The 24348-nt window shown below is 64.4% G+C and carries 30 protein-coding genes; 21 read left to right on the top strand and 9 right to left on the bottom strand.

Going from position 1 to position 24348, the window contains the following annotated elements; genetic code table 11:
• Window positions 1-27: 27 nt before the first annotated feature.
• The 14 genes from ACFOLG_RS16460 to ACFOLG_RS16395 all read left to right on the top strand — a co-directional run bounded on the left by ACFOLG_RS16460 (window position 28) and on the right by ACFOLG_RS16395 (window position 8045).
• Window positions 28-1536 (top strand): multicopper oxidase family protein, encoded by a 1509-nt coding sequence (locus tag ACFOLG_RS16460; protein ID WP_386093895.1) that lies wholly within the window; start codon window positions 28-30, stop codon window positions 1534-1536.
• Window positions 1537-1538: 2 nt separating this feature from the next.
• A complete protein-coding gene (locus ACFOLG_RS16455; protein ID WP_386093892.1) occupies window positions 1539-1841 on the top strand; it encodes a metal-sensitive transcriptional regulator in 303 nt (100 codons plus the stop codon).
• A 28-nt stretch (window positions 1842-1869) separates the two neighbouring features.
• Window positions 1870-2079, top strand: a complete 210-nt coding sequence (locus tag ACFOLG_RS16450) for a heavy-metal-associated domain-containing protein (RefSeq protein ID WP_386093889.1) — start codon at window positions 1870-1872, stop codon at window positions 2077-2079.
• 143 nt (window positions 2080-2222) lie between these two features.
• Window positions 2223-2591, top strand: coding sequence for a 30S ribosomal protein S6 (gene rpsF, locus ACFOLG_RS16445; protein ID WP_386093886.1), 369 nt, complete (start codon window positions 2223-2225; stop codon window positions 2589-2591).
• 18 nt (window positions 2592-2609) lie between these two features.
• Window positions 2610-2909: a primosomal replication protein N gene (gene priB / locus ACFOLG_RS16440; protein ID WP_386093883.1), complete on the top strand. Its 300-nt coding sequence runs from the start codon at window positions 2610-2612 to the stop codon at window positions 2907-2909.
• Between the two features lie 4 nt (window positions 2910-2913).
• On the top strand, window positions 2914-3141 hold the full coding sequence (gene rpsR, locus ACFOLG_RS16435) for a 30S ribosomal protein S18 (RefSeq protein WP_088966962.1): 228 nt from the start codon (window positions 2914-2916) through the stop codon (window positions 3139-3141).
• 23 nt (window positions 3142-3164) lie between these two features.
• Entirely contained in the window at window positions 3165-3614 is a 450-nt protein-coding gene (gene rplI, locus ACFOLG_RS16430; protein WP_386093880.1) for a 50S ribosomal protein L9, read from the top strand.
• Between the two features lie 170 nt (window positions 3615-3784).
• On the top strand, window positions 3785-3967 hold the full coding sequence (locus tag ACFOLG_RS16425; protein WP_386093877.1) for a hypothetical protein: 183 nt from the start codon (window positions 3785-3787) through the stop codon (window positions 3965-3967).
• 85 nt (window positions 3968-4052) lie between these two features.
• Entirely contained in the window at window positions 4053-5177 is a 1125-nt protein-coding gene (locus ACFOLG_RS16420) for a glycerate kinase (protein ID WP_386093874.1), read from the top strand.
• Window positions 5171-5707 carry an O-acetyl-ADP-ribose deacetylase gene (locus ACFOLG_RS16415; protein WP_386093871.1) on the top strand — a complete coding sequence of 179 codons (537 nt, stop codon included), beginning with the start codon at window positions 5171-5173 and terminating at the stop codon, window positions 5705-5707. The genes ACFOLG_RS16420 and ACFOLG_RS16415 overlap by 7 nt, the downstream gene beginning before the upstream one ends.
• Before the next feature lie 114 nt (window positions 5708-5821).
• A complete protein-coding gene (cysK, locus tag ACFOLG_RS16410; RefSeq protein WP_386093868.1) occupies window positions 5822-6754 on the top strand; it encodes a cysteine synthase A in 933 nt (310 codons plus the stop codon).
• 46 nt (window positions 6755-6800) lie between these two features.
• Complete coding sequence (locus tag ACFOLG_RS16405; protein WP_386093865.1) at window positions 6801-7235, top strand: hypothetical protein; 435 nt, start codon at window positions 6801-6803, stop codon at window positions 7233-7235.
• Entirely contained in the window at window positions 7232-7645 is a 414-nt protein-coding gene (locus ACFOLG_RS16400) for a YchJ family protein (RefSeq protein WP_386093862.1), read from the top strand. Before ACFOLG_RS16405 ends, ACFOLG_RS16400 begins: the two co-directional genes overlap by 4 nt.
• Window positions 7646-7700: 55 nt before the next feature.
• Window positions 7701-8045, top strand: coding sequence for a hypothetical protein (locus tag ACFOLG_RS16395; RefSeq protein ID WP_386093859.1), 345 nt, complete (start codon window positions 7701-7703; stop codon window positions 8043-8045).
• Window positions 8046-8104: 59 nt separating this feature from the next.
• Here ACFOLG_RS16395 and ACFOLG_RS16390 read toward each other — a convergent pair whose 3' ends face one another.
• From ACFOLG_RS16390 to dcd, 3 genes are all read right to left on the bottom strand, one after another.
• Window positions 8105-8548, bottom strand: coding sequence for a MarR family winged helix-turn-helix transcriptional regulator (locus ACFOLG_RS16390; protein ID WP_386093856.1), 444 nt, complete (start codon window positions 8546-8548; stop codon window positions 8105-8107).
• Window positions 8545-9021: a glutathione peroxidase gene (locus ACFOLG_RS16385; RefSeq protein WP_386093853.1), complete on the bottom strand. Its 477-nt coding sequence runs from the start codon at window positions 9019-9021 to the stop codon at window positions 8545-8547. The genes ACFOLG_RS16390 and ACFOLG_RS16385 overlap by 4 nt, the downstream gene beginning before the upstream one ends.
• Window positions 9022-9292: 271 nt before the next feature.
• Window positions 9293-9862 carry a dCTP deaminase gene (dcd, locus tag ACFOLG_RS16380; protein WP_349583067.1) on the bottom strand — a complete coding sequence of 190 codons (570 nt, stop codon included), beginning with the start codon at window positions 9860-9862 and terminating at the stop codon, window positions 9293-9295.
• A gap of 181 nt (window positions 9863-10043) precedes the next feature.
• Between dcd and bfr the strand changes: the two genes are divergently transcribed.
• A complete protein-coding gene (bfr, locus tag ACFOLG_RS16375; RefSeq protein ID WP_386093848.1) occupies window positions 10044-10529 on the top strand; it encodes a bacterioferritin in 486 nt (161 codons plus the stop codon).
• A gap of 88 nt (window positions 10530-10617) precedes the next feature.
• Here bfr and mscL read toward each other — a convergent pair whose 3' ends face one another.
• From mscL to ACFOLG_RS16350, 5 genes are all read right to left on the bottom strand, one after another.
• Window positions 10618-11076, bottom strand: a complete 459-nt coding sequence (mscL, locus tag ACFOLG_RS16370) for a large conductance mechanosensitive channel protein MscL (RefSeq protein WP_386093845.1) — start codon at window positions 11074-11076, stop codon at window positions 10618-10620.
• Window positions 11077-11268: 192 nt separating this feature from the next.
• Window positions 11269-12936, bottom strand: a complete 1668-nt coding sequence (locus tag ACFOLG_RS16365; RefSeq protein WP_386093842.1) for an L-lactate permease — start codon at window positions 12934-12936, stop codon at window positions 11269-11271.
• Between the two features lie 310 nt (window positions 12937-13246).
• Window positions 13247-13981 carry a UDP-2,3-diacylglucosamine diphosphatase gene (locus ACFOLG_RS16360; RefSeq protein ID WP_386093839.1) on the bottom strand — a complete coding sequence of 245 codons (735 nt, stop codon included), beginning with the start codon at window positions 13979-13981 and terminating at the stop codon, window positions 13247-13249.
• A 53-nt stretch (window positions 13982-14034) separates the two neighbouring features.
• Window positions 14035-14532, bottom strand: coding sequence for a peptidylprolyl isomerase (locus tag ACFOLG_RS16355; RefSeq protein WP_386093836.1), 498 nt, complete (start codon window positions 14530-14532; stop codon window positions 14035-14037).
• A gap of 18 nt (window positions 14533-14550) precedes the next feature.
• The gene (locus ACFOLG_RS16350) at window positions 14551-15114 is read right to left on the bottom strand and encodes a peptidylprolyl isomerase (protein WP_386093833.1); all 564 of its coding nucleotides are present in this window, start codon (window positions 15112-15114) and stop codon (window positions 14551-14553) included.
• A gap of 171 nt (window positions 15115-15285) precedes the next feature.
• Here ACFOLG_RS16350 and ACFOLG_RS16345 point away from each other — a divergent pair, with 171 nt between their 5' ends.
• The 5 genes from ACFOLG_RS16345 (at window position 15286) to ACFOLG_RS16325 (ending at window position 21201) form a co-directional block, all read left to right on the top strand.
• Window positions 15286-16008: an LPP20 family lipoprotein gene (locus ACFOLG_RS16345; RefSeq protein WP_386093830.1), complete on the top strand. Its 723-nt coding sequence runs from the start codon at window positions 15286-15288 to the stop codon at window positions 16006-16008.
• A 3-nt stretch (window positions 16009-16011) separates the two neighbouring features.
• Window positions 16012-17319 carry a flagellar assembly protein T N-terminal domain-containing protein gene (locus tag ACFOLG_RS16340; RefSeq protein ID WP_386093827.1) on the top strand — a complete coding sequence of 436 codons (1308 nt, stop codon included), beginning with the start codon at window positions 16012-16014 and terminating at the stop codon, window positions 17317-17319.
• Between the two features lie 81 nt (window positions 17320-17400).
• Window positions 17401-18393 (top strand): extracellular solute-binding protein, encoded by a 993-nt coding sequence (locus tag ACFOLG_RS16335; RefSeq protein ID WP_386093824.1) that lies wholly within the window; start codon window positions 17401-17403, stop codon window positions 18391-18393.
• 142 nt (window positions 18394-18535) lie between these two features.
• Window positions 18536-20158 (top strand): ABC transporter permease, encoded by a 1623-nt coding sequence (locus tag ACFOLG_RS16330; RefSeq protein WP_386094795.1) that lies wholly within the window; start codon window positions 18536-18538, stop codon window positions 20156-20158.
• Window positions 20158-21201 carry an ABC transporter ATP-binding protein gene (locus ACFOLG_RS16325; RefSeq protein ID WP_386093821.1) on the top strand — a complete coding sequence of 348 codons (1044 nt, stop codon included), beginning with the start codon at window positions 20158-20160 and terminating at the stop codon, window positions 21199-21201. Before ACFOLG_RS16330 ends, ACFOLG_RS16325 begins: the two co-directional genes overlap by 1 nt.
• Window positions 21202-21279: 78 nt before the next feature.
• Here the strand turns inward: ACFOLG_RS16325 and ACFOLG_RS16320 are convergent, their stop codons facing one another.
• Window positions 21280-22134 carry a serine hydrolase gene (locus ACFOLG_RS16320; RefSeq protein WP_386093818.1) on the bottom strand — a complete coding sequence of 285 codons (855 nt, stop codon included), beginning with the start codon at window positions 22132-22134 and terminating at the stop codon, window positions 21280-21282.
• 143 nt (window positions 22135-22277) lie between these two features.
• Between ACFOLG_RS16320 and uvrB the strand changes: the two genes are divergently transcribed.
• Window positions 22278-24293, top strand: a complete 2016-nt coding sequence (uvrB, locus tag ACFOLG_RS16315) for an excinuclease ABC subunit UvrB (RefSeq protein ID WP_386093815.1) — start codon at window positions 22278-22280, stop codon at window positions 24291-24293.
• Window positions 24294-24348 lie beyond the last annotated feature (55 nt).

The following is a 24348-nucleotide window of genomic DNA, read 5'->3' as shown; positions in this document are numbered from 1 at the left end:
GGTGCTGTTGATACCCCGGAGCGAACGATGCAACGCCGCGACTTTCTGCACCTGGCTGCCGCCACCGGCGCCAGCTGGCTGGCCCCGCAGGCCCTGGCCGAAGAATTCCCCATGGTGATCGCCGGCAGCGACCACGCTGCCATGGGTCACAGCATGCCGCCGCCGGCCGCGCCGCAGGGCGGGCCGTTGCCGCCGCTGCCGGCCGGGGAGCATCTGCCGCCGCTGCCGCTGCTGTCCAACCAGGCACAGGCATCGGGCCGCTTCAGTGCCAGCCTGGAGGCAGCGCCGCTGCAGGCCGCGCTGTGGGGCGACGGCCGCCAGACCACGTTCTGGGCCTATAACGGCAGCCTGCCAGGGCCGCTGATCGAGCTGTGGGAGGGCGACCAGCTGGAGATCGCGTTCCGCAACGGTCTGGCGCAGCCCACCACCATCCACTGGCACGGCATGCCGGTGCCGCCGGAGCAGGACGGCAACCCGCACGAGCCGGTGCTGCCCGGTGCGCAGCGCCAGTATCGCTTCAGCCTGCCAGCCGGTTGCGCCGGCACCTACTGGTATCACCCGCACCCGCACGGCCACACCGCCGAGCAGGCGTTCCGCGGTCTGGCCGGCGCGGTGATCGTGCGCAGCAAGAACGATCCGCTGCGCCATCTGCCGGAACAGCACCTGCTGTTCTCCGACCTGAAACTGGACGACGACGGCCAGGTGGCGGCCAACAGTATGGCCGACCTGCACGATGGCCGCGAAGGGCAGTATCTGCTGATCAACGGCGCCTGGCAGCCGATGATTCCGCTGGCGCAGGGCGAGCGCCAGCGCTGGCGGCTGTGGAACGCCAGCAGCAGCCGCATCCTCAAGCTGGCGCTGCCGGCGCACGAGGTGTTGCTGGTGGGCAGCGACGGCGGCCTGCTGGCCGAAGGGCAGGCGATCGACAGCCTGCTGCTGCCGCCGGGCGGGCGCGCCGAGCTGGTGGTGACTGGGCGCTTCCGCGACGGCGTGCCGGCCGGGCTGATCAGCCAGCCGTATCGCCGCGGCAAGATGATGCATGCCGAGCAGCAGCAGGACGAGGTGGTGGCCGGCATCATGCGTCACGGCATGAAGCCGACCCAGGCGCTGCCGGTCAGCCTGCGCTCCATCGCGCCGCTGGGCGCGCCGGGCTTCCGTCGCCGTATCGTGCTGTCGGAAAACATGGCCGACCCCAAGGCGATGTTCCTGATCAACGGCCGCAGTTACGACATGGACCGCATCGACGGCAGCGGCAAGGTTGGCCGCATCGAGGAGTGGGAGGTGCAGGGCAACGCGCACATGGATCACCCGTTCCACCTGCACGGCACCCAGTTCCAGGTAGTGGCGCGCACCGTGGACGGCATGTGGGAAGACGAGCCGTTCCTGGCCTGGCGCGACGTGGTCAATGTGGCGGCGAACGAGTCGGTGCGGCTGCGCTTCGTGCAGAGCCTGCCGGGGTTGCGCATGTTCCACTGCCATATCCTGGAGCATGAGGATCAGGGCATGATGGCGCAGATCGATTTTCTGGCGGAGTGACCATGACAGAGCCACACGATGATTGCTGCAGCCACAAGCAGGTGGTGCAGCCGGACAAGGCGGCGCTGCTGAAGCGGCTGGCGCGGCTGGAGGGCCAGGTGCGCGGCGTGGCCGGCATGATAGAGGCCGACCGCTACTGCGTGGACGTGCTGACGCAGATCGCCGCCGCGCGCTCGGCGCTGGACGCGGTGGCCAACCAGCTGCTGGAAAACCACCTCAAGGGCTGCGTCGCCCGCGCGGTGGGCGAGGGCGATAGCGAGCAGGCCATCGCCGAGGTGATGCAGCTACTGAAAAAGATGCGCTGAGGCAGCGCAGGCACAAGGAGTGATACACATGACACAGCAAGTACTGAAAGTGGATGGCATGACCTGCGGCGGCTGCGCCAACGGCGTGAAGAACGCGCTGCTGGCGGTGGCCGGCGTGGAGGCGGTGGCGGTGGACCTGGCCAGCAAGGCGGTGACCGTGGATTTTCACGGCGAGGCGCAGCCGGCTGCCTGGCAGCAGGCGGTGGAAGATGCCGGTTTTGACGTGATCGCGGATTAAACCACAGCCGCCAATGGCAAGTTGGCCGCAGTAGGCGGATTTGTTTGCCCTGCTGCGGCCAACTGCGTATAATCTGCAGGTTTTAACCCTTGCCCTTCGGCTATCGCGCATGACGAAGGGCTTTATAGCCACAAGGAGTTCACATGCGGCATTACGAAATCGTGTTCATCGTCCATCCGGATCAGAGCGAACAGGTTGGCGCCATGGTTGAGCGTTACAAGGGCATGGTCCTGAACGCCAACGGCATCATCCATCGTCTGGAAGACTGGGGCCGTCGTCAACTGGCTTACCCGATCCAGAAGGTTCACAAAGCTCACTACGTTCTGATGAACGTTGAGTGCGCTCCGGAAACCCTGGCCGAGATCGAGCACGCCTTCAAATTCAACGACGCCGTTCTGCGTCACCTGACCATCAAGATGAATCGTGCTATCACCGAAGCATCCCCGATGATGAAGGACGAGAAGGCCAAGAACCTGCTGGAAGGCCAAGCCGAAGCAGAAGTTTCCGCCTAATCGGGCGTTACTGCATCCTTGCAGAACCGACTTGAACTGACCGCTACGGTCGAACGCGAAGACAGTCTGAGATACACCCCCGCCGGCTTGCCGGTGCTGGAAATGTGGCTCAGACACCAGTCCCGGCAAAGCGCCGCCAACCTGGAACGCGATGTGGTCTGTGAAATACAGGCCGTGTTGCTGGGGGAAGGGGCCAAGAAGTTTGCTGGCCGGCTGGCAGGCAACACGGTGCATTGCAGCGGTTTCCTGGGTCAGCGCAGTCTGCGTAATCCGCGGTTGGTTCTACACATCGAATACGTTGAATTTGTAAAAGGTTAATCAAATGGCTCGTCAACTCTTCAAGCGCAAGAAGTTCTGCCGCTTCACGGCAGAAGGTATCAAGGAAATCGACTACAAATCCGTTGATCTCCTGAAAGACTTCATCGCCGAAAACGGCAAAATCATCCCGGCTCGTATCACCGGCACCAAGACTGGCTACCAGCGTCAGCTGTCCGAAGCCATCAAGCGCGCGCGCTTCCTGGCCTTCCTGCCGTACACCGACCAGCACTAATCACGGGATAAGGATACGACAAGATGCAAATCATTCTGCTCGAACAAGTAGCCAACCTGGGCATTCTGGGTGACGTTGTTAAAGTGAAGAACGGCTACGCCCGTAACTTCCTGATCCCGACCGGTAAAGCCAAGCGTGCTACCGAAGCCAACCTGAAAGAGTTCGAAGCTCGCCGTGCCGAACTGGAAGCCAAACAGGCTGCCATTCTGGCCGACGCGAAGGTTCGCGCTGAAAAACTGGCCGACGCTTCCTTCACCATCGCACAGAAAGCCGGCGTTGACGGCCGTCTGTTCGGTTCCGTAACCAACGTTGACATCGCCGAAGCCATTACCGCTGCCGGCGTTGAAGTGAAGCGTTTCGAAGTTCGTCTGCCGAACGGCCCGCTGAAGGCTATCGGTGAATACGATCTGGAAATCGCTCTGCATCACGACGTGGTTTCCGCCGTGAAGATCGTGGTTGTTTCCGCTGCCTAATCGCAGACTGGACGACCATCGCGAAAAGCCGCCTTCGGGCGGCTTTTTGTTTGTCTGCGGATCGAGGTTTGCTGTTTTATGTCGCACCGCACAAAACCAATGTCCTGTTTCTGAACGTCAGCCGTGCTGTGATGACGGATAATGTATACACATTATTCAAGGAGCAGATCATGCAAACCCTGTTGGCCCTGGTGCTGCTGTATTTCTTCATCCTGCCGCTGCTGGGCGGCGCGCTGGCGTTCTTTGCCGGTGCGGTGCGTACCCGGCTGGCGTCCGGTGGCAAGTCGCTGTCCGGCTGGCACCCGCTGAACCCGTACTACGCGCAATCCCCGTATCATTTCGGCAAGCGCTGACCCCGGTTGCGCCTTACACTGTAGCCCCGCATTGGCGGGGCTTTTGTTTTTTGCGGCCAACCTTGCGCTGGCCGGAGGAGGGCGCATGAGGTGTGTTCTGGCACCGGATTCATTCAAGGGCAGTCTGGCGGCGCCAGAGGTTGCCGCCGCGGTGGCCAGCGGCCTGCGCCGTGTGCTGCCGGACATCGTGCTGGACATCTGCCCGATGGCCGATGGCGGTGAAGGCACTTTGCAGGCGCTGGCCAGTGCCGGCGTCGGCAGCCTGCGCTCGGCGCTGGTGAGCGATGCCGAAGCTCGGCCACGCCAGGTGCAGTGGCTACAGGGCGACGCGCTGGCGGTGCTGGAGGTGGCGCAGGTGGTGGGCCTGCCGGACGTTGGCCGCAGCACGCTGGCCGAGCGCCACAGCGGTGGCGTGGGCGAGCTGCTGCACCTGCTGCTGGATGCCGGCTGCCGCCGCGTGGCGATTGCCCTCGGCGGCTCCAGCACCAACGATGGCGGCGCCGGCCTGCTGGCGGCGCTGGGTGGGCGCTGGCTGGCGGCGGATGGCAGCGAGTTGCCGCCTTTGCCGGCAAGTTGGCCGCAAGCGGTCTACTTTGATGAAAGCGGGCTCGACCCGCGTCTTGCCACGCTGGCGCTGGAAGTGTGGTCGGATGTCAGCAACCCGCTGTGCGGCCCGCAGGGCGCCAGCGCGGTGTTCGGTCCGCAGAAGGGGCTGACCGCCGCGCAGCTGCCGCAGTTCGATACCGCGCTGCAGACGCTGGCCACGGCACTGCTGCGGCAGCGGCCGGGCCTGGCGCTGGATGTCGCCGGCGGTGGTGCAGCCGGCGGCATGGGGTTCGCGCTGCAGTGGCTGGGCGCGCGGCAGCTGTCCGGCGCCACGGCAGTGGCAGCGGCCAATGGACTGGCAGCGCGCATTGCCGCCGCCGACTGGGTGATTACCGGCGAGGGCCGCAGCGATAGCCAGACCCTGCACGGCAAGGCGCCGGCGCTGGTGGCGCAGCTGGCGCGCAGCGCGGGGGTGCCGGTCAGCTTGCTGTCCGGTGCGGTGGAGGACAACCCGGCGCTGGCGGCGAGTTTCGACGGCTGCTTCTCGCTGTGCCCGCAGCCGGCCAGCCTGGCGCAGGCCATGCAGCACGCGGCGGCGTGGCTGGCGCAGGCGGCGGAACAGATGTTGCGGCTAAGGTTGGCCGCCAGGAGGCAGGCATGCTGACACGCAAGCACGGCGTCACCATCGAGTTGTGGCGCGGCGACATTACCCGCCTGGAGGTGGATGCCATCGTTAATGCGGCCAACAATGGCCTGCGTGGCGGCGGTGGAGTGGATGGCGCCATCCATCGTGCCGCCGGGCCGGAGCTGTTGCAGGCCTGCATGCATATCGGCCATTGCCCCACCGGCGAGGTGCGGCTGACGCCGGGCTTTCGCCTGCCGTGCCGCTACGTGTTCCATACCGTGGGGCCGGTGTGGCGTGGCGGCGACGAGGGGGAGGAGACCCTGCTCGCCAATTGCTACCGTAACTGCCTGCAGCTGGCGGCGGAGCATGCGGTGCGCAGCATTGCGTTTCCGGCCATCAGCTGCGGCGTGTATGGCTATCCGGCGTTATCGGCGATGCATATCGCCTGGCAGCAGATCAGCGACTGGCTGACGGAGGCTCCCGAGCACAGCCTGCAGCGCATCGTGCTGGTGGCGTACGACGACGCGGTGTGGCAGGCCGGCTGCCGGGTGATGCCCGGCATCAGCTAAAGCCGGGCATTCGGAAAAAACATAGCAGCAATCGGTATTAGCTAAGCGTGTCTTGGCTGTTTAGAATTATCGAGAATAACGGATTGGCCGTTAACAGGATTGGAGAATATGCTCATGCGCATCGCCGCTACCGTAACTGATCTGATCGGCAATACCCCGCTGGTCCGCCTGAACCGCGTCACCGCCGGCGTGGGCGCCACCGTGGTTGCCAAGCTGGAGTTTTACAACCCGGCGCACAGTGTGAAAGACCGTATCGCGGTATCGATGATCGATGCCGCCGAAGCCGCCGGCAAGATTGGCGCGGATACGGTGATCGTGGAGCCGACCTCCGGCAACACCGGCATCGGTCTGGCGATGGTGTGTGCGGCGCGTGGCTACAAGCTGGTGATCACCATGCCGGAAACCATGAGCCGCGAACGTCGCCAGCTGCTGCGCGCCTACGGTGCCGAGCTGGTGCTGACCCCGGGGCCGGACGGCATGGGTGGCGCCATCGCCAAGGCCAAGGAAATCGTGGAGGCCAACCCGGACACCCACTTCATGCCGCAGCAGTTCGAGAACCCGGCCAACCCGGAGATCCATCGCCGCACCACCGCCGAGGAGGTGTGGAACGACACCGACGGCCAGGTGGATATTTTCGTGGCTGGCGTCGGCACCGGCGGCACCATCACCGGGGTGGGCGAAGTGCTGAAGGCACGCAAGCCGGGCGTGCAGATCGTGGCGGTGGAGCCGGATGCCTCGCCGGTGTTGTCCGGTGGCCCGAAAGGCCCGCACCCGATCCAGGGTATTGGCGCCGGTTTCGTGCCGCCGATCCTGAATACCGCCATCTACGACGAAATCATCCGCGTAAAGAATGACGACGCCTTCACCACCGCCCGCGCCATGGCGGCAGAGGAAGGCATCCTCACCGGCATCTCGTCCGGCGCTGCCGTCTGGGCGGCGCTTGAGCTGGCCAAGCGTCCGGAAAACGCCGGCAAACTGATCGTGGTGGTGATTCCGTCGTTCGGCGAGCGCTATCTGTCCACGCCGCTGTTCGAGCATCTGGCCTGACAAACGGCGAAAGCGCGCTACAATAACGGCCATGAACAGACTATTCATGGCCGTTTTGCTTGGCGCGCTGACCGCGTGCGCCAATCTGCCGCAGTTCTCCTTCCCTTCCTCGTCGCCTACCCCGCAAACGCGCTCTGCCAATGCGGCGGATGCCTTGCTGAACGAGGCCAACCGCCTGGCGGGCAAGGTCGGCAACGGCGAGCTGACACGGGTGGAAGCGGCGGAAAAACTGGGCGAGATGCGGATAAAGCTGGCCGGGCGCAACCAGGTCGATGACGATGTCTACCGCCTCTACTACCAGATTGCGCAGCTGCGTGATGCCGGCAAGCTCGATAACGACGCGGCCCGCAAGCAGATGGAAGAGCGGCTGAAATACTGGCAGCGCCGCTGGCCCGGGCTGCAGAGCAAACCGCTGAATCCGGCATTCACCCAGTTCATGTTCAAGGTATACGGCTTGCCGCCATTGCAGGTCGGCAAATGAAAAAATCCAGCTCGACCGTGGTTGCAGATCCCTGTCCTTGCGGCCAACCTTTGGCCTATGCCCAATGCTGCGGCCGCTTTCATCATGGCGCCTTGCCGGCCACCGCGGCACAGCTGATGCGCTCGCGCTACAGCGCCTACGTGCGGCGTGACGAGGCCTACCTGCTGCAAAGCTGGGCCAGCAGCACGCGCCCGACCACGCTGGATCTGGCGGACGACGACGGCGTGAAATGGCTGGGCCTGCAGCTGCTGGAAAGCCAGGCAGGCGAAGCGGGCGACGAGACCGGCACCGTGCGCTTCGTGGCGCGTTACAAGCTCGGTGGCCGGGCCTTCCGCCTGCAGGAAAACAGCCGCTTTATCCGCGAGCAGGGCGCCTGGCGCTACCTGGATGGCGAGGTCAGCGAGGGCTGATTGCCTGTTATCAGGCTATAACCAATTGTGCCTTGGCTTCCTGTGTTGATGTGCCATGCTGGTGGTGAACAATCTCACCAGGAGGCTCGCCATGACCGACGTTCTCTACGATTTTGTCAAACAACTGGAAGCGCACCGGGCCGATGGCAAGGACTTGATGCCGCTGCTGCATGCCCCGGCGGTACGGCAGTTGTCGGTGCCGCTATGCCATGAATGCTGTGCCGAATTGCGTGCCATGGCCGAAGTGTTCCAGTGCGATGAAGCACTGCTGGCCGGTGCCATCTTGCGCGGTGCGCTGCGCCACATGCAGGCGCATCTGGATGAAGATCTGGATGAGCTGGCGACCATGGCCAGCCTGCTGGTTGACAGCCCCTGCCCGCAGGCCAGCGAATCTATTTGATGCCAGCGGCAAAGTAGCTACAGGATGAAGAAGATGGCGCCTGCGGGCGCCATCGGCGTTTATGGCAGCGTGCAGCCTTGCAGCAGGCGGGTCAGCTGCTGCAGGGTGTCGCGCAGCTGCGCGCTGCGCTCGCTGCCGACGTCGCCAAAGCGGCAGGACAGCGTGCCCGGAATCGTCGCGGCCTGCTCCTCCAGTTGTTTGCCGGCGGCGGTGAGGCGGATGACCACGCTGCGTTCATCGCTGCTGCTGCGGCGGCGTTGCAGCAGTCCGGCGCTTTCCAGCCGTTTCAGCAGCGGGGTGAGGGTGCCGGAATCCAGCTGCAGCCGTTCGCCCAGCTGTTTCATGCTTATGTCATCATTTTCCCACAGCACCAGCATGGCCAGATACTGCGGGTAGGTCAGTCCCAGCGGCGCCAGCAGCGGCTGGTAGGCCTGTGTCATCGCGCGGCTGGCGGCATACAGCGCAAAGCACAGTTGCTTGTCCAGTTGCAGTTGCGGCTTCATAGCAGCGCCTTGATGTGCTCGGCCAGCGCCTGCGGTGTGGTGAGCGAGCCGTAGCGGCCAACCACGCGGCCGTGGCGATCGACCAGGAACTTGGTGAAATTCCACTTGATGCGGCGGGTGCCCAGCACGCCGGCCTGCTGCTGCTTCAGGTATTGCCACAGCGGGTGCGCCTGCGGGCCGTTGACATCGATCTTCTCGCTCAGCAGAAAGCTGACGCCATAGTTCTTCTGGCAGAAGGCGCCGATCTCGGCGGCGCTGCCCGGCTCCTGCGCGCCGAACTGGTTGCAGGGAAAGCCGATCACGACCAGGCCCTCGTCGGCAAACTGGCGGTGCAGCTGTTCCAGCTCGGCGTACTGCGGGGTAAAGCCGCAGGCGCTGGCGGTGTTGACCAGCAGCAGCACCTTGTCCTGATAGGCGGCCAGATCGATATCTTGGCCGTTCAGGCCATGCAGTGGGTATTGATAGAGTGTCATGAGCGAAGCTGGTGGTGATTTGCCGCTAGTGTAGCGCAATAAAAATTGCATGCAATTGAATTGCTTAATCTGCTTGCGTGTAAAAAAAGAGCGATGCGGCAAGGGGGAACCACAACGCTCAGGAAGAAACGGCTTGCTGTGCCCAAGCCGGCAAAAAAGCTGGCCGACTCTGACTTTCATCCTAGAACAGGCCGTTCAAAATGCGAGTGGGAAACGCCGCGGCAATAAAAAAAAGCGGCCGGGCGGCCGCTTCCTTGCTTGCTGTCGGTAATTACGGTCGCGGCAGCGTCACGCCGACCTGGCCCATGTATTTACCGGCGCGGTCTTTATACGAGACGTCGCAGATTTCGTCGGACTCGAAGAACAGCACCTGTGCCACGCCTTCGTTGGCGTAGATCTTGGCCGGCAGCGGCGTGGTGTTGGAGAATTCCAGCGTCACATAGCCTTCCCATTCCGGCTCGAACGGCGTGACATTGACGATGATGCCGCAGCGCGCGTAGGTGGACTTGCCCAGGCACACGGTGAGCACCGAGCGCGGGATGCGGAAGTATTCCACGGTGCGCGCCAGCGCGAAGCTGTTGGGCGGGATGATGCAGTAGCCCTTGCCGGAGACTTCCACGAAGGAATCCGGGTCAAAATTTTTCGGGTCGACGATGGTGCTGTTGATATTGGTGAACACCTTGAATTCGTCGGCGCAGCGGATATCGTAGCCGTAGCTGGAGGTGCCGAAGGAAATCACCTTCTGGCCGTCGACATTCTTCACCTGATCGTAGACGAAGGGCTCGATCATGCGCTGTTCTTCCGCCATGCGGCGAATCCACTTGTCCGATTTGATAGTCATCGTCAGTTCTGCAGTCTTTAATCTCGGGGAATCGCCCGATTGTACTGGCTCCACCCTGGCCGCGCCACCGCCGAAAGGCCTAGTCCGCCGGCGCCGCGCGGCGAAAGGACACAGACATCTTGCCGGCGCTGGTCTAGAATCCGGGCACAGTCGTCATGCTAAAAAAGATAAGGAAATTGCTATGCAAGGCCATCCCAAGGTCATCGATCTGCTTAACGAACTGCTGGCAGAAGAACTGTCGGCGGCGGATCAGTATTTTATCCATGCCGAGATGTACAAGGACTGGGGGCTGATGAAGCTGTTCGCGCGTATCGATCACGAGCGCGAGGACGAGCTGGAGCATGCCCGCAGCCTGATCGCCCGCATCCTGTTCCTGGGCGGCAAGCCGAATGTGGCCAAGCGGGTGGCGATTGCGGTGGGCGAGGATGTGCCGTCGATGCTGCGCAACGACCTGGATGTGGAATACCGCGTCGGCAAGGCGCTGAAGGAGGTGATCGCGGTGTGCGAGAAGGAGCGCGACTACGTGACCCGCGACGGGCTGATGGTACTGCTGGAAGAAACCGAGAACGACCACGCGCACTGGCTGGAACAGCAACTGAAGCTGATCGAGCTGACCGGCCTCGCCAATTACCAGCAGTCGCAGCTGGGCGGCAGCCAGGCTAGCTGAGCCGGCAAGCGCCTGCGGCCAACGTTGGCCGCATCCGGCAACAAGGCCGCCCGTGGGCGGCCTTTGTCATGGCTGGCGCTGGCGGTGCTCAGTCCAGCTGCGAGGTGCAGCACGGGCAGCGGCTGGCCTTCAGCGGGATGCTGGACAGGCAGTAGCGGCACTCCTTGCTGGTGACTTCGGCCGGGGCGACGGTTTCTTCGCGCTTCAGGCGGTTGATCACTTTCACCAGCATGAAGATGGCAAACGCCACGATGGTGAAGCTGACCAGCGCATTGATGAACAGGCCGATGTTGAGGGTGACGGCGCCGGCTTCCTTGGCGGCGGCCACCGAGGCATACGGCGCGGCGGCCTTGGCGCCTTCCTTCAGCACGAAGAACAGGTTGGCGAAGTCGACGTTGCCGATCAGCATGCCGATGGGCGGCATGATCACGTCGTCGACCAGGGATTTGACGATGGCGCCGAAGGCGCCGCCGATTACCACACCGACCGCCAGATCGATGACATTGCCGCGCATGGCGAATTCGCGGAATTCCTTGATGATGGACATGGAGCCCCCCTTGTTATTGATAGTGGGTGAATAATGCCGACAGTATCGGTAAAAACGCGACAAATTTGAAGGCTTGGCCGCGGGCAAGGGGGCGGCGACGGCGGCGGCGGCCACGTTGCGGCCAACGTTGTCGCCCGCCGCAACAAAAAACCCCGGTCGCCTGGACCGGGGTTTTGCTTGGTGGTTGCGTGCTTACGGGTGGATCACCAGCGCGGTGAACGGCGGCAGGTAGGCCATCGCCGACACCACCAGACCCACCAGGCAGGCCAGTGCCAGCGAGTGGAAGAACACATAGCGCAGGATCACGCCTTCCTTGCCGTAGTACTGGGTGGCAGTAGAGGCCACCACGATGGACTGCGCGTCGATCATCTTGCCCATCACGCCGCCGGCGGAGTTGGCCGCGGTCATCAGCACTGGCGACAGGCCCAGCTGCTGCGCCGAGGCTTTCTGCAGGCCGCCGAACAGCACGTTGGCTGCAGTGTCGGAACCGGTCAGCGCCACGCCCAGCCAGCCCAGCAGGGTGCCGAAGAACGGGTAGAACACGCCGGTGTGCGAGAACGCCAGGCCGAGGGTGATGTCCACGCCGGAGAAGCGGGTAACGTAGCCCAGTGCCAGCATCGCCACGATGGTGATCAGCGAGAAGCGCAGCGACCAGAAGGTTTCCTTGTACACCTTCAGCATCTGGCCCGGACGGTAGCCCATGATCAGCGCCGAGATCAGCGCCGCCACCAGGATGCCGGTGCCGGTGGTGGACAGCAGGTTGAACTTGTAGATGGCGGCTTCCAGATGCGGCTCGGCCACGACCGGCGGCATCTTGTAGATCAGGTTGTGCAGGCCGGGCCACTGGATTTCCAGCGTGAAGATGCTGTCCAGCACTTTCTTGATCGCCGGCGAGCCGAAGGCGAACACCGCTACCGACAGGATCAGCCATGGCAGCCAGGCGCGGATCACCTCGCCGGTGCTGTAGCCGTGGTGCTTGTCGGCAACGATGGCCTTGGCGCCGTTGGCCGCTTCGCCACCCATGGTGCCGGCGGTGGAGGTGTAGATCTCCTTCGGGTGCCACACTTTCAGGAACGCCACCAGCACGGTGATCGAGCATACCGAGGCGATGACGGCCACCAGTTCCGGCCCCATGGTGTTGGACACGATCAGCTGCGGAATGGCGAACGACAGCCCGGCCACCAGCACCGCCGGCCAGATGCGCATGGTGTTGCGCCAGCCGCAGAAGGCGATCAGCAGCCAGAACGGCACGATGATGGCGAAGATGGTCATCTGGCGGCCAACCATGGACGAAATCTGCAGCACGTCCAGCCCGGTGACCTTGGCCAGGGTGGTGATCGGCGTGCCCAGTGCGCCATAGGCCACCGGTGCGGTGTTGGCGATCAGCGACAGGCCGGAAGCCGCCAGCGGCGAGAAGCCGAGGCCGATCAGCATGGCGCCGGTTACCGCTACCGGGGTGCCGAAGCCGCCGGCACCTTCGAAGAAGGCGCCGAAGCAGAAGGCGATCAGCAAGAGCTGCAGGCGGCGGTCGGTGGTGATGCTGGAAATCGATTCACGCAGGATGGCGAACTGGCCTTTGCGCTCGGTGAGCTGGTACAGAAAGATCACGTTGAGGATGATCCAGCCGATCGGCAGCAGACCGTTGGCCGCACCCAGCAGCGTGGCGCTGGCGGCCATGTCGGCCGGCATGCCGAAGATGCCTACCGCCACCAGCAGCGAGGTGGCCAGGCCCAGCAGCGCGGCCTTGTGTGCCTTGACGTGGAAAATGCCCAGCGCGCCCAGCAGCACGATGACGGGAATGCTGGCAGCGAGGGTAGACAGCCAGGGGTTGCCCAGCGGGTCATAGACGTGTGACCACATGGTTTTTCTCTCCTTGTTGTGTCGGATGCGGCGTTGCTTGTCCTTATTGGCAAGCGGGTTTTACTGCGCACGGGCCGGACTGTAACGGGAGAGAAAAGGCTTGTCTGTTGGGGCTGCCCCTTGCGGGAAAACCCTTAAGTAGCGGGCAAAGCGGGCGGGGCGGGGCACTAGCCGGCCACGGCGGCAAAGGTTGGCCGCATGCTTCGGGCTGGCGTGCTGGGGGAGTTGCGGCGGCTCAGCAATGACAAGGCAGACGTGACAAGGCCCGGCAGCGCCGGGCCTTGCTGGTTGCCGTGGTTGCGGCCAACGTTCAGTGGTGCTGCAGCGTCAGCGGGTGGGCGCTCAGGCCGACGCTGTCCAGCCGCAGGTAGCCGCCGTGGCCGTCGTGCCAGTCGGCGATCACCCAGCGTTCGCGCTCCTCGCCGTTGACGCGGTGCTCATGGCGCGCCGGGCGGTGGGTGTGGCCGTGGATCAGCGTGGCGCCCGGGTAGGCGGCCAGCAGCGCCTCGATGGCGGCCGGGGTGACATCGCTGATGTCGTTCATGCCTTGGGTCTGCTTCTTGTGCTCGCTCACGCCGCGGATCTGGCGGGCAATGGCATGGCGTTCGGCCAGCGGCTTTTGCAGGAACGCCGCCTGCCATGCCGGCTGGCGCACCATGGCGCGGAACTGCTGGTAGGCGGCATCGTCGGCGCATTCACCGTCGCCATGCACCAGCAGGTAGTCGCGGCCATGCACCCGCAGCAGGTGCGGCTCGTCCAGCAAGGTGGCGCCGCTGGCGGCGGCAAAGCCCGGCCCCAGCAGGAAGTCGCGGTTGCCGCGCATCACGTACAGCGGCGTGACGCTGGCGAAATCGCGCATGGCGGCCAGCATGGCGTCGTTGAACGGCTGCCGGTCGTCGTCGCCCACCCAGTATTCGAACAGGTCGCCGAGGATGTACAGCGCGTCGATCTTGCCGCGCCAGTCGGCCAGGGTGCGGGTGAACAGCGCGCCGAGCCAGCTGGCTTCGTCGTGCAGGTGCAGGTCGGAAATGAAATGGATGGCCATGGTCAGCAGTCAAAAAAGGCCGCACATGGCGGCCTGGTATGGATGGGCGCGGATCAGCCCTGGATGATCTCGGCCTTCTCGATCACCACCGGGGTCAGCGGCACGTCCTGGTGACCGCCGGCGCGGCCGGTGGCCACGGTCTTGATGCGGTCTACCACGTCCTGGCCTTCTACGACCTGGCCGAATACGCAGTAGCCCCAGCCCTGCATGCTCTCGGCGCGGAAGTCCAGGAAGTCGTTGTCGGACACGTTGATGAAGAACTGCGCGCTGGCGGAGTGCGGGTCCGGGGTGCGGGCCATGGCGATGGTGTAGGTCTTGTTGGACACACCGTTGTTGGCTTCGTTCTGGATGGTGTCGCGGGTGTCTTTCTGCTCCATGTCGGCAGTGAAACCGCCGCCCTGGATCATGAAGCCGTTGATCACGCGATGGAAGATGGTGCCGTTGTAGTGGCCGTCCAGTACGTACTGTTCGAAGTTGGCCACGGTTTTCGGGGCCTTGTCGGCGAACATTTCCAGCACGATGTCACCGTGGTTGGTGGTCAGCTTGATCATGGGTCAATCCTTGGTCTATCAGGGTTTATAGGTGGCCTTGGTAATCACCACCGGCTCCAGCGGCACATCCTGCATGCCGTCCACGTAGCCGGTGCGTACCTTGGAGATGCGGTTCACCACATCCATGCCGGCGCTTACTTTGCCAAATACGGTATAGCCCCAGCCTTCCGGCGTCTTGCTGCGGAAGTCGAGGAACTCGTTGTTCACCAGGTTGATGAAGAACTGCGAGGTGGCCGAGTTCGGGTTCGGCGTACGCGCCATGGCAATGCTGCCAATCACGTTTTTCAGGCCGTTGTCGGCCTCGATCATCACCGGCGCGCGGGTCGGCTTCTGCACCAGGCTGCCGTTCTGCACGCTGAAGCCGCCGCCCTGGATCATGAAACCGTCGATAATGCGGTGGAACAGCGTGTTGCTGTAATGGCCGGCCTTGACGTAGGCAACGAAGTTTTCCACTGTCTTCGGCGCCTTGGCCGGGTATAGCTCGATGGTGATCGGGCCCTTGTTGGTGGTCAGCTCCACCGTCGGGGTGGCCTGGGCTGCCAGCGGCAGCAGCAACAACAGCGAGGTCAGCAGTTTTTTCATGCGCGGCGATCCGGGGCGGTGACAATGGCCGGCAGTTTAGCATGGCCTCCGCCGGGCGGCAGCCGTTGCCGGTCTTGAAGCATTGCTTGCAAATAGTCTCAAGCTTTGTGAACCGGGGCCGATAAAGCAGACACGCTGTACAACGATATCGATAGCATGCGGAGCCATTCCATGAACTTAACCCGACTGTTGCCCGGCCTGCTGGCCGTTACCGCGCTGACTGCCTGCGCTGCTACTCCTCCTGCCAATCAGGCCGAAGGCCAGCAATGGATGGTGGTGGCTGCCGCACCGGCGCAGGGAACCAATGTCGAAGAGGCGCCGGCGGTGGCGGGTAGCCACGAGCAGCTGGGTATCGCACGCCAGCCGGTGATGACACCGGGCGGGGTGATGATGGGCGGTGGTTACGTCGGCCCGCTGTCCGAGCCGCCGGCTGCCAAGGAAGAAGCCTACAACGCGCTGCGCATCCGCGTGGTTGGCCGCGGCGCGCCGCCGGCCGGCAAGGACCTGTCGCCGGTGCAGCGCCGCCTGCTGGCGATGCGCGCGGCGCAACTGGATGCCTACCGCGCGGTGGCGGAACAGGTGCAGGGCTTCAAGCTGTCCGGCAACAGCTCGGTCGGCAACCTGGTGGCCAGCAACGACAGCTTCCGCGTGTATGTCGATGCCTATCTGCGCGGCGTGCGCCTGCTGTCCACCGAGTTCAAGCCGGACGGCAGTAGCGAAAGCATTGCCGAGATGGTGCTGGACGAGGGCTTCTTCAAGGCTTACCGTACGGCTCTGGCGACCACCGGCAACGTGGCCACCGCGGCCCGCGTGATGCCGGCCAGCGATGGCAGCAAGCTTGGCTGCACGGACAGCGGCTGCGTGTACGGTGGAGACTTCTACGTTGCACACTGAGACATGATGCGAACATCCAGTCTGTTACGCGCCGCCTTCGGGGCGGCGTTTGTTTTGCTGGCCGGGCCGCTGGCCATGGCCGAGGTGTACCAGGCCGAGGGCATGGCGTCGCTGGAGGCCGGCCGGGTGGCGGCGCGCCAGGCGGCCATCGAGGACGCCTTGCGGCAGATTGCCATCACCCACCAGGGCGGCTTGCAAGGCAGCAGCGAGGTGAACAACGGCACGGTGGCGGCGGAAAGCCTGATGCTGGGGCCGGTGTCGCTGCCGGGCAAGACGCGGGTGATCAGCGAAACCCAGCGCGACGGCTTGCTGTTTGTCACCGTGCAGCACGATACCGACCCGCCGGCCACGCCGGCCGAGGCTGCGGCCAACAATGACAAGGCCACCGCCGCCTGCCAGCGTTCCACCTTGCCGCCCGGTCGCTTTCTGGCGCGCCGGCTGGTGGCGACCTATTTCGCCGTGGAGCAGCCGCAGCAGGCGGCGGACCTGGGCAGCATCTCCAGCTGGTTTCCCGCCGAGCTGGTGCGGCGCCTGAATCGGCAGCGTGACGTGCAGGCGCTGGACGCCGGCAATGTGACGCTGTTTCCCGACGGCAAGGTGCAGGACCCGTGGCAGGCCAGCGATGCGGTGCGCGACGTTGGCCGCAGGGAAGGTGTGCAGTTCGTGCTGGCCGGGCGCATCGTCGATAGCGCGGTGACGCGCAAGGAGCCGCGGGCCATGGTGTTCGGCAATGGCAACGAGGCGCAGCAGGGGGTGTACTACACCGGGCCGCTTGCCGGCCTGCTGGGCTTCTCGGTGCGGCAGGTGCCGGTGGAGCGGCGGCTGGTGGTGGAGTACTGGCTGTATGACGCCATCAGCGGCGGGGTGCTGCTGCGCGATGTGCTGAGCCAGGAGGCGCGCGGTGATGTGCATGTCGACTCGGCGCGGCTGTTCGATACCGCGGTGCTGGCGCAGTCCGACTATGGCCGGCTGATCGAGCAGACGCTGGGCGGCATTGCCGACAAGCTGCGCGACACCATGCAGTGCCTGCCGTTCACCACCCGCGTGGCGCGAGTGGAGGGCGACCGCGTGTACCTGGCGGCTGGCGCGCTGGACGGCCTGGCGGTGCGCGACCGCCTGCTGCTGTACAAGCCGCGACCGGCTACCGAGGTGCGACGGCTGGATGGCCAGGTGCTGGGCGTGCCGGAGCAGTTGATTGGCGACCTGGAAATCGAGCAGGTGCAGCCGCGCTTTGCCGTGGCGCGCTTGCGCAACAATAGCCAGCAGGCCGCCACCGGCGACTGGGTACGCTTCCCGGTACGGCCTAATTAAATCGGGTTATTGATAATAATTCTTGTCACGATTATACTTTTCCGCGTTTGTATCAGTTTGTATTGCAGAAAAGGACGGGTCGTGAACAAGAAAATCGCATTGATGGCCGTGCTGGCCGCCGTGAGCGGCGTGGCGGCAGCGGAAGAAATCACCGTGTATACCGCACGTGCCGAGCAGCTGATCAAGCCCATCCTGGGCGTGTTCGAGCAGGAAACCGGCATCAAGGTGAATGTGGTCAGCGGCAGCGAAGGCCCGCTGATGGAGCGCCTGAAGGCCGAAGGCACCAACACCCCGGCCGACATCTTCATGACCGTGGATGCCGGCAACCTGTGGCAGGCCAATAACCTCGGCCTGTTCCAGCCGGTGAAGTCCGCGGCGCTTGCGGCCAACCTGCCGGCGCACCTGCGCGACCCGGGCAACAACTGGTTCGGCCTGTCGGTACGCGCCCGCACCATTTTCTACAACAAGCTGACCGTCAAGCCGGAGCAGCTGTCCAGCTACGAAGACCTGGCCAGCCCGCAATGGAAGGGCAAGCTGTGCCTGCGCACTTCCAAAAAGGTGTACAACCAGTCGCTGGTCGGCACCATGATCGGCAGCTACGGCCCGGTGAAAACCGAGCGCATCGTTAAGGGCTGGGTCGACAACCTGGCTGCCCCGGTGTTTGCCGACGATACCAAGATGCTGGAAGCCATCGGCGCCGGCCAGTGCGATGTCGGTATCGCCAACACCTACTACTACGGCCGCCTGCTGAAAACCCAGCCCAACCTGCCGGTGGGCCTGTTCTGGGCCAACCAGAAGCTGGACGGCGTGCACGTGAACGTGTCCGGCGCCGGCGTGACCAAGCACGCCAAGAACGCCAAGGGCGCGGTGAAGCTGCTGGAGTGGCTGTCGGCCGAGAAGGCGCAGAAGCTGTTCGCCGACATCGACATGGAATTCCCGGCCAACCCGAAAGTGGCGCCGAACCCGGTGGTGACCTCGTGGGGCAAGCCGAAGCAGGACCTGATCAACGTGTCCGAGGCCGGCTCCAAGCAGGCACAGGCCGTGATGCTGATGGATCGCGTTGGCTATAAGTAAGCCTTAGCCAGACCGGCCGACAAGGGCAGTTCGCTGCCCTTGTCGGCTTTTCGCTTTCCGGCTTGTTAACGGAGTGGCCTATGCCATGCAGCTAGAAAAATCCCTGCCCAGCGCCGAGCGCTCGCCGCCGCCGGGCGCCGCCATGCCTACCGCCAGCAGCCGGCAGCTGGCCGCCTGGCCCGGCCGGCTGCTGGCGCTGGCGATCAGCCTGTTCACCGTGGTGCCGCTGGCGGTGGTGATGACTTCCTCGCTCAGCCCCGACCCCGCCATCTGGCAGCATCTGCTGGAATTCGCGCTGCCGGAGCTGCTGCGCAACACGCTGCTGATGCTGCTGGGCGTGTCCGCCGGCGTGCTGCTGATCGGCGTGCCGCTGGCCTGGCTGGTGGCGGTGTACCAGTTTCCCGGGCGGCGCTTCTTCAGCTGGGCGCTGATGCTGCCGCTGGCGATGCCGGCCTATGTGCTGGCGTTTGCCCAGGTGGGCATCTTTGAATTCACCGGCCCGTTGCAGACTCTGCTGCGGCCGCACTTCGGCAATATGCGCTGGTTCCCAGAGATCCGCAGTACCTGGGGGCTGCTGCTGGTGATGTCGCTGGCGTTCTACCCCTATGTCTACCTGCTGGCGCGCAATGCCTTCGCCACCATGGGGCGCCGGGCGCTGGAAGTGGGGCAGAGCCTGGGGCTGTCGCCGCGGCAGGGCTTCTGGCGCATTGCGCTGCCGATGGCGCGGCCGTGGATCATGGGTGGGCTGCTGCTGGTGGTGATGGAAAGCCTGGCCGATTTCGGCACCGTGGCGGTGTTCAACTACGACACCTTCACCACCGCCATCTACAAGGCGTGGTTCGCGCTGTTCTCGCTGGATACCGCCAAACAGCTAGCCTCGCTGCTGGTGGTGATGGTGTTCGTGCTGCTGCTGCTGGAGCAGTACAGCCGCGGTCGCCGCGCCTACTCGCAGGCCGGCCGCGCGGCACCGTTGCCGCGGCTGACGCTGCGCGGCTGGCGCGGCTGGGCGGCGTGTGCCGCCGCCAGCCTGGTGCTGCTGCTGGCCTTCGTGCTGCCGCTGCTGCAGCTGGGCTACTGGGCGTCTCGCGATTTCGCCAACCAGTTCAGTGCCGACTTCCTCGGCTATGCCTGGCGCTCGGTGCTGCTGTCGCTGTTGGCCGCGCTGCTGGTGACGCTGATCGCGCTGGTGCTGGCCTACCTGGTGCGCCGCGATGGCGGCACCGTGGTCAAGCTGGCCGCCCGCGTCGCCACCATCGGCTATGCCATCCCCGGCACCGTGCTGGCGGTGGGGGTGTTCGTGCCGGTGGCGTGGCTGGACAACCAGGTCATCGCGCTGCTGGGCTGGGGCGGCGAGGTTACCGCGGTGTTCAAGGGCACCCTGCTGGCGATGCTGCTGGCCTTTGTCGCCCGCTTTCTGGCAGTGGCGCATTCGGCGGTGGACGCGGCGATGAACCGCATCACCCGCAGCCACGACGAGGCGGCGCGCAACCTGGGCGTGGCCGGCTGGGCGCTGCTGTACCGCGTCTATCTGCCGCTGCTGTCCGGCGGCCTGTTCACCGCGGTGCTGATGGTGTTCGTCGATGTGATGAAGGAGATGCCGATCACGCTGATGACGCGGCCCTTCGGCTGGGACACGCTGTCGGTACGGGTCTACAACATGACCAGCGAGGGCATGTGGGACCAGGCCGCGTTGCCGGCCATCGCCATCGTGCTGGCTGGCCTGCTGCCAACCATTTTGCTGTCGCGTCAACGGGATGTTGCCTGATGAGTTTGCTTGAATTGGTGTCGGTGTCGCAGTCGTACGGCGACAAGAAAATCATCGACCAGATGTCGTTTGCGCTGCAGGCCGGCGAAATCGGCTGCCTGCTGGGCAGCTCCGGTTGCGGCAAGACCACGGTGCTGCGCTGCATTGCCGGCTTCGAGAACCTGCTGGACGGCGAGATCCGCCTGGCCGGGCGCGGCATCGCCAGCGCTGCGGCCAACGTGCCGGCGCACCAGCGCGAAATCGGCATGGTGTTCCAGGATTACGCGTTGTTCCCGCACCTGTCGGTGGCGGAAAACACCGGCTTCGGCCTGGGCAGCCTGCCGCGGCGCGCGCGTGCGCAGCGGGTGGAGGCCATGCTGGAGGTGGTGGGGTTGGCCGCATACGGCAAGGCCTATCCGCACGAGCTGTCCGGCGGTCAGCAGCAGCGGGTGGCACTGGCGCGTGCGCTGGCACCGCAGCCGCGGTTGCTGCTGCTGGACGAGCCGTTCTCCAATCTGGATGTCGACCTGCGCGAGCGGCTGTCGCGCGAGGTGCGCGACATTCTGAAGTCGCAGGGCACCACCGCCATCCTGGTGACGCACGACCAGCACGAGGCGTTTGCCATGGCCGACAAGGTGGGGGTGATGGCCGAGGGGCGGCTGCTGCAGTGGGCGGCGCCGTACGAGCTGTACCATGAGCCGCAGAGCCGCTACGTGGCGGATTTCATCGGCCAGGGCGCGTTTGTGCCGGGCACGGTCACCGGTCCGCGCTGCGTGACGCTGGAGCTGGGTGAGTACTGCAGCGCGGTGCCGCGGCAGTTTGTCACCGGCGACGCCGTCGACGTGCTGCTGCGCCCGGACGACGTGGTGCACGACGACGCCAGCGAGGTGAAGGCGCTGGTGCTGGGCAAGGTGTTCCGTGGCTCGGAGTTCCTGTACACCTTGCAGCTGGCTTCCGGTCGCAGTGTGCTGGCGCAGGTGCCCAGCCATCACAATCACGCTATCGGCGAGGCGATCGGCATCCGGCTGGAGCTGGATCACCTGATCGCCTTCCGCCAGGCCTGAGCGCCAGCCGGCTTCCGGCAAAAAAAAATTGGCCGCCTCCGAAACGGGGCGGCCAATTTCATGCGGCTGGCGGCGGGCTTAGCCGGACAGCCAGGTATTGGGGTGCGACTCCAGCCAGGTCTTGATCGACTTGGCATCGTTGACGCGGGCGGCCGAACCGTTGGCCGCCAGCAGTACCAGGATCAGGTGCTGGCTGCCCACCGTGGCCTGCATCACCAGGCAACGGCCGGCCTCCTCGATGTAGCCAGTCTTGGACAGGCCGATGTCCCACTCGCCTTCACGCACTAGCGGGTTGCTGTTCTTGTAGTGCAGTACGCGGGTAGCGGTAGGGCGGGCGTAGTATTCGGCAGTGGTGGTGAACTGGCGGATCAGCGGGTAGTTGGCCGCGGCTTTCACCATGCGCACCAGGTCCATCGCGGTGGAGGTGTTGCGCATGTCCAGGCCGGTGGCATCGTGGAACACGGTGTTGGTCATGCCCAGCGAGCGCGCCTTGCGGTTCATCTGCGCGATGAAGGCCGCCTTGCCGCCCGGATAGGTGCGCGCCAGCGAGGCGGCGGCACGGTTCTCCGACGACATCAGCGCCAGCAGCAGCATCTCGCGGCGCGTCAGCGTGGAGCCGACCGCCAGGCGCGAGCTGGTGTTCTTCAGGCGATCGACTTCATCGTCGCTGATGGTGATCGGCGTATCCAGCGACAGGTTGGCGTCCAGCGCCACCATCGCCGTCATCAGCTTGGTGATGGAAGCGAACGGCTGAATCTGGTTGGCGTTCTTTTCGTAGACCAGTTGGCCGGTCTGGGCGTCGACCACGGCCACCGCGTGCGAACTCAGGCGCGGCGATTCGGTCAGGGCGGCAAGGGTTACCGGTTGGGCGGCACCCGCCATCAGCGGGGCGCCGGCCAGGCAAACCAGCAAGGCCAGGGTTCTGAGCATCATGTAATGACTCCGATGCGAAGGTGTTGCGATTCGATATCTCAATTTTAAATTGAAATAAACTGTTTGTGCGGGCGAAATTGCGCTGCAAGCCATGATTGGCGCGGTTTTCGGCTACAATCCGCGTGACAAATGAGTGAGATGCCATGGTTGTTACCTATCCCGGCAGCCCGTTCCGGCTGCACCAGCCTTTTCCCCCCGCGGGCGACCAACCGACAGCCATTGCCAGTCTGGTTGAAGGGCTGTCTGACGGCCTGAGCTACCAGACCTTGCTGGGCGTCACCGGTTCCGGCAAAACCTACACCATGGCCAACGTTATCGCGCAGACCGGCCGCCCGGCCATCGTCATGGCGCACAACAAAACGTTGGCCGCACAGCTGTACAGCGAGATGCGCGAGTTCTTTCCGGAGAACGCCATCGAGTATTTCGTCTCCTACTACGACTACTACCAGCCGGAAGCCTATGTGCCGAGCCGGGATCTGTTCATCGAGAAGGATTCCAGCATCAACGAGCACATCGAGCAGATGCGGCTGTCGGCTACCAAGAGCATCCTGGAGCGCCCGGACTGCGTGATCGTGGCCACTGTGTCTGCCATCTACGGTATCGGCGACCCCACCGAATACCACCAGATGATTCTGCACCTGAAGGAAGGCGAGACCACGCCGCAGCGCGAGATCATCGGCCGGCTGACGGCGATGCAGTACGACCGCAACGACATGGACTTCGGCCGCGGCACCTTTCGCGTGCGCGGCGACGTGATCGACATCTTCCCGGCGGAAAGCAACGACAGCGCGCTGCGCGTCAGCCTGTTCGACGACGAGGTGGAGACGCTGACGCTGTTCGACCCGCTGACCGGTGTCACCAAGCAGCGCGTCGGCCGTTATACCGTCTATCCGGGCAGCCACTACGTGACGCCGCGCGACACCGTGCTGCGCGCCTGCGACAAGATCAAGACCGAGCTGCGCGAGCGCATCGAGTGGTATCACAAGGAAGGCAAGCTGGTGGAGGCGCAGCGTATCGAGCAGCGCACCCGCTTCGACCTGGAAATGTTGTACGAGATGGGCTTCTGCAAGGGCATCGAGAACTACTCGCGGCACTTCTCCGGCCGCGCGCCGGGCGAGGCGCCGCCGACGCTGATCGACTACCTGCCGAAGAACGCGCTGATGTTCATCGACGAGAGCCATGTCACCGTGCCGCAGGTCGGGGCGATGTACAAGGGCGATGCGGCGCGCAAGCAGAACCTGGTGGACTACGGCTTTCGCCTGCCATCGGCGGTGGACAACCGGCCGTTGAAATTCCACGAATTCGAGAAGCTGATTCCGCAGGCCATCTTCGTCTCGGCCACTCCGTCGGACTACGAAGCCAAGCATGCCGGCCAGGTGGTAGAGCAGGTAGTGCGGCCAACCGGGCTGGTGGATCCGGTGATCGTGATCCGCCCGGTGTCCACCCAGGTGGACGACCTGCTGTCGGAAATCCACCTGCGCATCGAGCGCGGCGAGCGGGTGCTGGTGACCACGCTGACCAAGCGCATGGCGGAGCAGCTGGCGGATTACTACACCGAGCACGGCATCAAGGTGCGCTACCTGCACTCCGACATCGATACCGTGGAGCGGGTGGAGATCATCCGCGACCTGCGCCTCGGTATGTTCGACGTGCTGATCGGCATCAACCTGCTGCGTGAGGGGCTGGATATTCCGGAGGTGAGCCTGGTGGCGATCCTAGATGCCGACAAGGAAGGCTTCCTGCGCAGCGAGCGCAGCCTGATCCAGACCATCGGCCGCGCCGCGCGCAACCTCAATGGCCTGGCGCTGCTGTACGCCGACCGCATCACCGACAGCATGCGCCGCGCCATCGACGAGACCGAGCGCCGCCGCGCCAAGCAGCTGGACTTCAACGCCGAACACGGCATCGTGCCGCAGGGCATCAACAAGAAAATCAAGGACATCATCGACGGCGTCTACCACGACAAGGCACAGGAGCGGCAGAAGCTGACCGAGACCGCGCGCGTGGCGATGATGGACGAAAAAACGCTGGCCAAGGAAATCAAGCGGCTGGAAAAAGCCATGCTGGAAGCGGCGCGCAATCTGGAGTTCGAGCAGGCGGCCAAGCTGCGCGACGAACTGAAGGCGCTGAAGGAAAAAGCCTGGCTCAGCGATCTGTAAGGCCGGAAGGCAAGGGGGAAACATGGCGCGCAAACTACGGATTTTGATGATCTGC

This window comes from Vogesella facilis (genome assembly GCF_042648525.1).
GTDB classification, from domain to species: domain Bacteria; phylum Pseudomonadota; class Gammaproteobacteria; order Burkholderiales; family Chromobacteriaceae; genus Vogesella; species Vogesella facilis.
This window is presented reverse-complemented; position numbering and strand designations above follow the sequence as displayed.